Origin of the sequence: Microcoleus sp. A6-C6, assembly GCF_036705955.1 — a bacterium.
Taxonomy (GTDB): Bacteria; Cyanobacteriota; Cyanobacteriia; order Cyanobacteriales; family Microcoleaceae; genus Microcoleus.
Genome location: NZ_JAUBVR010000140.1, coordinates 1 through 6,603, shown reverse-complemented (window position 1 = coordinate 6,603; position 6,603 = coordinate 1). Strand labels below are relative to the sequence as shown.

5 protein-coding genes and 3 pseudogenes are annotated in these 6,603 nt (G+C 40.8%); 5 read left to right on the top strand and 3 right to left on the bottom strand.

What is annotated here, in order from left to right; genetic code table 11:
- Positions 1 to 134: 134 nt before the first annotated feature.
- Positions 135 to 1,536 (bottom strand): annotated as a pseudogene (locus tag QUB52_RS28320) (IS1634 family transposase).
- A gap of 215 nt (positions 1,537 to 1,751) precedes the next feature.
- Between QUB52_RS28320 and QUB52_RS28310 the strand changes: the two are divergent.
- A pseudogene (locus tag QUB52_RS28310) lies at positions 1,752 to 2,491 on the top strand (IS66 family transposase); the annotation flags it as partial.
- 10 nt (positions 2,492 to 2,501) lie between these two features.
- On the opposite strand, the gene QUB52_RS28305 reads toward QUB52_RS28310, so the two are convergent.
- Positions 2,502 to 3,059 (bottom strand): TenA family protein, encoded by a 558-nt coding sequence (locus tag QUB52_RS28305; protein ID WP_332975610.1) that lies wholly within the window; start codon positions 3,057 to 3,059, stop codon positions 2,502 to 2,504.
- A 55-nt stretch (positions 3,060 to 3,114) separates the two neighbouring features.
- Here QUB52_RS28305 and QUB52_RS28300 point away from each other — a divergent pair, with 55 nt between their 5' ends.
- From QUB52_RS28300 to ruvC, 4 genes are all read left to right on the top strand, one after another.
- Entirely contained in the window at positions 3,115 to 3,297 is a 183-nt protein-coding gene (locus QUB52_RS28300; protein WP_332975611.1) for a hypothetical protein, read from the top strand.
- Positions 3,298 to 3,341: 44 nt separating this feature from the next.
- The gene (locus QUB52_RS28295) at positions 3,342 to 4,304 is read left to right on the top strand and encodes a glycosyltransferase family 2 protein (RefSeq protein ID WP_265239469.1); all 963 of its coding nucleotides are present in this window, start codon (positions 3,342 to 3,344) and stop codon (positions 4,302 to 4,304) included.
- A gap of 231 nt (positions 4,305 to 4,535) precedes the next feature.
- On the top strand, positions 4,536 to 5,135 hold the full coding sequence (locus tag QUB52_RS28290) for a glutathione S-transferase family protein (protein WP_265239468.1): 600 nt from the start codon (positions 4,536 to 4,538) through the stop codon (positions 5,133 to 5,135).
- A gap of 449 nt (positions 5,136 to 5,584) precedes the next feature.
- Positions 5,585 to 6,118: a crossover junction endodeoxyribonuclease RuvC gene (gene ruvC / locus QUB52_RS28285; protein ID WP_265239467.1), complete on the top strand. Its 534-nt coding sequence runs from the start codon at positions 5,585 to 5,587 to the stop codon at positions 6,116 to 6,118.
- A gap of 189 nt (positions 6,119 to 6,307) precedes the next feature.
- Here ruvC and QUB52_RS28280 read toward each other — a convergent pair.
- Positions 6,308 to 6,529: pseudogene (locus tag QUB52_RS28280) on the bottom strand (ISKra4 family transposase); the annotation flags it as partial.
- Positions 6,530 to 6,603: the final 74 nt, after the last annotated feature.

Below are 6,603 nucleotides of genomic sequence, written 5' to 3'. Positions count from 1 at the left end.
CAACGTAGTCTCCGACAAAAAATGAAGCGGGCAGCTATGAATAATGATTATATGTTTCTGGTTCTGACTTCTTGTTTTGCCGATCATATCTTAGGTTCTTCTGAACCTTTGTGTCAAGCTTAATGAAGATGCTCTTACCCTGGTCTAAGCTTTCTTTGTGCTAGGGTATAGACCAACAAACACAGTCCCATTATCATGGCAATTGCTTCTACTCTCTGAGGATTTTTTACGAAGACACTTGAAGTGAAAAACAACGGATCTTTCAGGAATCTAAATCCTCTTTCTGTTGATTGTTGCGCTTTGTATTCTTTGAGTACGTTCTCATTACTCAATTCATTCTTATCGATAACATTTGTTGCTAAAATAAATCTGCCTGCCCGAGTTTTTTCAGATTCAATTACTTCTAATTTAGTCTCTAACTCACCTGTTATTCGATAATTGATTTGAGTAGGCTTTGCCAATTTACTTGGTCTACCTGATTGCTCATATTCGGCTGTTTTTTGATATTGAATATTGTTGATTTTATGATATTTGAATGAATTTGATAATTTTTCTATAGCCATTTTAGCATCTGGCTCGCAAGCAAACTCTTGCTTAGACAGCTTACGTAGAGAGGCTTCTGCTTTTTCTTTTTGTTTTTCTACTTGCTTATTTATTTGTTTAATACTTGATTTTTTCCTCGCCTCACTTTCTACTATTAACCATCTTTGCTCTACCTCTCCATAATCACTCGATCTTTCGGCTATTTTATATCCTGATATTTCACTTTCTGTCCATTCGTTATCTTCGATATTTGAGATTTTCTCCTGAGCTAATTTTATACTTAAAGGAACTCTAGTTATCCATTTCATTTCGCTCATGGCGATGATATTATCTTTGGTGTATAAGGCACTATCTGCTACATTTATCCCTTCAAATGTCCAGGATTTTTTGAATTCTTTTAATCGCTCTACAAACACACTTTTGTCATCGATGTTTCCTGAGTCTATTTTGAGATATAATGGTATGTCTCCGTCTCCTGTACAAATCATGTCAATAATAAATTGCTTGAGGTCTGGTCGATGATCCCTCGAATATCCATGTTTGAGCTCTATGGCTTTCATCTCTGATTCTGGCTCAGATTCTTGAATTTTCTCGAATGGCTCAATCTTGACTGAATCTACTCCTTTTTCTGACGGTTTTGCATACTCTCCATGTACATACATTGAAGTTCCATCCAAATGTATGCTATTCATTTTTACTTGAAATTTTTCGGCGGCTTTTAGGGCGATTGCTGTAAATAGTTGTGTTATGCCTACTGCATAATATTTGTCTAATGCTCTCGCTAGTCGGTCATCATTTAAATGTGATGGTAATACTCCTTCGATGGCGGAGATGTTCTGTTGCTTTGCCGACGAAAAACTGCTCAAATAGGTATAAAGGGGCGCTTAAAAACCCTAATCCATTCAAAATCATCGCTTTCATTACTTGTCCAGGAGTTAGCATCTCTTTTGATTTGATTCCCACTTGTTGATTCACTATTTCTACCAGTTCCATTTCATCGATAATTCCGGCTATTATTCCTAAATGGTCTATATTGAGGACTTTAATTTCGTCTTGGGGCTTATTCATGATTTTTTACACCTTGGTTGCTGACTCTATTATCTAATTTTAGCAAAAGTTGAAATCTTTGCTAGGTATTTACTTCAGGGTTTCCTGCCTCCAAATTTAAAATTATTAAATTTGTCTGAATATCTGCGGAATGTGGGTTACAAGCTAACGTCCATGTCGATGAAACCCCGTGGTGTGTCAAGGGAGTCAAAGAATGGTTGTGGACAGCTACGGGTAAAGATTTTTGCCTGTTTCATGCGGCAGACACTCGCCCTGCGTGCCGAATTAGAGACGATGCTGGGGAACGAGGCAAGCTGGAGTATTGAGCTCTGATGACTTTAGCGTATACAGCGGTGTGGTTGTTGGGGCACAGCAGAAATGTTTGGCGCATCTACGGCAACATTTTAAGAAAGTTCTTCAAATTAGTCACGGCAACAATACTGTTATCGCAGAGGCGTTTTTGGAATTAATTGATGAGGCATTTCGACAACATCGACAATGGCGCGAACACCCTGAAGAACTCGATTATCACACTTGGGCGAGGGACTTTAAGACCAGACTGGCAGAATTGTTAAATACTTGGATGGGTCATGTTGGTTATGCTGCTGGACTGTTGCTGCGCTCGTTGCGTGAGAAAGCGCACCAATGGTGGTACTTTTTAGACCACCCTGAAATTCCTCCAGACAATAATTTAGCAGAACGTTCTCTGCGATTAGCTGTGACTAAACGTAAAGTATCTGGCGGTTCCCGCTCCATGTTTCGGTTTGAACAAACTGCTGATTTGCTATCTGTGATTCAGACTTGTAGATTTCAAGGTAAAAGTGCAATGGCTTTTTTCCGTGATGCTCTATCTGCCCATTCTTGTAACTTTTTCATGCCTTCTCTGATTCCACAATCTTAGACCTGAATCCTTACAATTCCGGCGTTGTGTCGGCATAGCGATCGACCAAACTTTCCAGTTGTTTTGCTAAAATCTCAAACTCAGGGCTGCTATAGGTAAAAATCCACTCGCTCAAGGCGTGTTCCGGTATTTTAGGCTTAGCTAACTGCTGTCCCAAAAAAGCATACAACCGCAAGCAAGGAGTCATCGCCGCTACAGTCAAACCTACACCGCTTCCCCAGGCTGTCGCTAATAAAAAATCCGTGTAGCGCCTGGTAGCGATTCCCGGTTTTGCCTCTGACAAGTTTACACCCCATTTCGCTGCATATCCTTGATGCAAGCCAAGTTCTTCTAAAACACCGCTACCGAGATTGTGGAGGATTTCAAATCCCTCCCAGTCTGGTGCTTTGGCCGCAGCAATGCTGTAAGCACGAGCGAAGGCTCTCAGAAAAAATGCGTCTTGTGCAACGTAATATGCAAAACTATTTTGGGCTAGGCTACCGTCAGCAATGCCTCTGACAAACGGATGTTGGAGACAAGCTTCGCTTAAGTCTTGATTTGCTTGCCAAAGATCATTGGAATTTGTCATACAATTTTGAATCTATGGGTGATTATTGTAAATTTTTTAGTCCGACCAAACATCTATGATAACAGATATTTTCGCTTGGCTGGTGTCAGTTTTATACTGCCTTGAATTTTTCCTATTTAATAAATTATATAAATGTTGGTACGCTGATATTTTGTGGGCTATCTTTGTCGGGATAGAAGAGCGAAATTACGTGCAGAAGCTTTTCCTAGAAGCCGCCAGTGCCTTCGGCAAAAAATAGACTCTTGATTTGACAATTGAAAATACGATCTACCAAAAACTGCGATGAACCATACACCTAAGTATTCCTTGATAATTCCCATCTATAACGAAGAAGAAAACCTCCCTGAATTGTATAGACGAATTAGCGGGGTGATGGAGCACCTCGACGGCCCAGTAGAATTAATTTTAATCAATGATGGCAGCCGCGATCGCTCTTTGGAACTTTTGCGAGAATTGCACGAACAAGACTCGCGAATTTGTTACCTCAGTTTAGCCCGCAATTTCGGCCACCAAATAGCTGTAACTGCTGGCTTAAACTTTTCTAGTGGTCAAGTTGTCGTCATCATGGACGGCGATTTGCAAGACCCCCCAGAGCTAATTCTAGATATGGTAGAACAGTGGCGGATCGGGTATCAAGTTGTTTACGCCCAGCGCACTCAACGCCGTCAAGAAAGTTGGTTTAAGCGGTTGCCAGCTTATATGTATTATCGTATTTTGCGGAATCTTGCTGATGTTGATATTCCCATAGATACGGGCGATTTTTGTTTAATGGATAGGTGCGTAGTGAATGTGCTCAATGCTATGCCCGAACGCAATCGCTACATTCGGGGACTACGGGCTTGGATTGGTTTCAAACAAACTGCGGTTAAGTTTGAACGTGATCCGCGTTTTGCTGGCGAGGTTAAGTATACCTTTAGCAAATCTTTTGCTTTGGCGATGAACGGTTTAGTTTCTTTTTCAAAAGTTCCTTTGCAACTGTCGATTTATTTGGGTTTATTTTCGGCTTTGGTGTCTGTTTTAATGGCTTTTCTGGTTTTGTACTGGCGTCTTTTCTCTCCGGGTTCGGGATTAAGTGGTTTGACAATTATAATTATGGCGGTTTTCTTTTTGGGTGCGGTGCAGTTGGTCAGTATTGGGATTTTGGGCCAGTATATTGGGCGGATTTATGAGGAGGTGAAGGGCAGGCCGCTTTATACGCTGGGAGAAGTTGCTGGTTTTGCCGATCGCCAAAAATCACCAAAATAATACCAATCCCCAAAAATGTTGCTACAATTTATAATCTTATACCAATCATTAAAACTCGTAGATTTCCAGAAGAACAAGGCAATGCGGTATCCCGACAGATCGCATAAAACAATCTATATGTAGCACTATATTTCAGGATTAGTATAATATTAGCAAACAACTGTTAACTAATCTTGCCTAAATTATCTAAATCATGAGATAATTTAAGAGATTAAAATCTCCTCAATACTCATGTTCAAGCTTTACGAATATGCCCCATCGGGTAATTGCTATAAAGTTCGCTTGCTATTAACGCAGCTCAATCTTGCGATCGATCGCACGCCAATTAATATTCTCCAAAAAGAAAGTCGCACACCCGAATTTCTGGTCAAAAACCCTAACGGGCGGATTCCGGTTTTAGAGATTGCACCGGGTAAGTTGCTCTTTGAATCGAATGCGATTATGTTTTACTTGAGTGAAGGAACTGAGTTTTTCCCCAGCGATAAATTTGAACGTGCTTTAGTGATGCAGTGGTTGTTTTTTGAACAGTACAGCCATGAACCTTTTATTGCAACTTCTCGTTTTTGGTATTTGACAGGGAAAGCTGAGCAATATCAAGCAGCATTGCAACAAAAACAAGCACCGGGTTATGCTGCTTTGGGGGTGATGGAACAGCATTTAGAACAGAATGACTTTTTTGTGGGCGATCGCTATTCTATCGCTGACATAGGTTTATTTGCTTACACTCACGTTGCTGGGGAAGGCGGATTTGACTTGACGCGGTTTCCGGAAATTCAATCTTGGATCGAGCGAATCAAGTATCAGCCTCGATATATTAGCATTACAGATTAAGATTGCAGTCGGCTGTATTCTGGCATTACAAGCAGTGGTGTGAAGATAGCATCTTGAAAAAGATTGTGACAGAGTTACATGACCGAGTTATATGGAATAGTGCGCTAAAAACTCAAAAAAAACCACGGTAAAAAAGAAAACAGGCTGCGATGAAAAATGACTATATCATGTAATACGCTTGGGTTAGTGTTTTTTTCTCCGAAGATAGGAACGTTAGCGAAGCGATATTTTAGATTGTATATGGCGATCGATGACCCGACGGGGAGAAGGGGATTCCGGGAGAGGATTGGATGATTTGTGATGGTCATCAAGATATACAATTTAAATGTACAACACCTGACCGGATCTTAGAGCAAAGAATGGAATAATTGGGAAGTGAGAATCTGTACAGAAGCTTTTCTGGTGCGATTAATCGGATTTGATATGAGACAAACAATCAATAAATGTGAATGAAAACACGAATTTTAGGATTAGATCCGGGCTTGGCAAATCTAGGCTACGGCGCGATTTCTTGTCATATCATCCCAGGTAAACAAGACCAAAATAGCGTTTCCCTGATTGATTGTGGCGTGATTAAAACAACGCCAAAGCAGGAAATGGGACAGCGCCTAAAAACAATTTACGAAGATTTGCACACGGTAATAGACGAGGTAAAACCAGATTTGGCAATTGCCGAAAAACTGTTTTTTTACAAAATGGGAAATACCATACTTGTAGCTCAAGCACGAGGCGTTTTGACGCTAGTATTGGCTCAGTGCGGAGTGCCGCTGTTTGAGTTTACGCCTGCTCAAATTAAGCAAGCTTTGACCGGCCGCGGCAATGCTGATAAATCGGAAGTGCAAGAGGCTGTGGCGCGGGAGTTGGAGTTGGGTTATATTCCGAAACCTGATGATGCGGCGGATGCTTTGGCGGTGGCTTTGACTGGTTGGTACGATGATGATATTTGTCCGAAAAAAATACAGTTGGAAACTGGAAAAATTTGATTTAAGGGCTGGCAAATAAATACAATTCCAGGTATGCTATAAAGGTGGGAAACAAAGAGTAGGATGCGAGAAATAATATTTAATGATTCCGTTAAATCGATATTCAAGGATGCTGCCAAAAACTGACGGGCGATCGCCCTCGATAGGGAGCATAACAGTTATGCAATCAGTATTTATACTGACGATAATTTAAGCTGCTGCCTTGGGATTGACACCAATCATTCCATTTAAGTAAGCTACTCGATGCGCCAAAACTTGCGGGACATTTTGCTCATTCCATTGTGCACCAGAAATTTTGATACGACGACCAATTTGTTTGATTGCTGATTCCACAGCACCCGAGCCAATCGAACAAATCTTATTTGACTGATAATAGTGGTAATTAACAATTCGTTCTTGGTGTTTGTTCAGGGTAAGAGCATCTTCATTAAGCTTGACACAAAGGTTCAGAAGAACCTAAGATATGATCGGCGAAACAAGAAGTC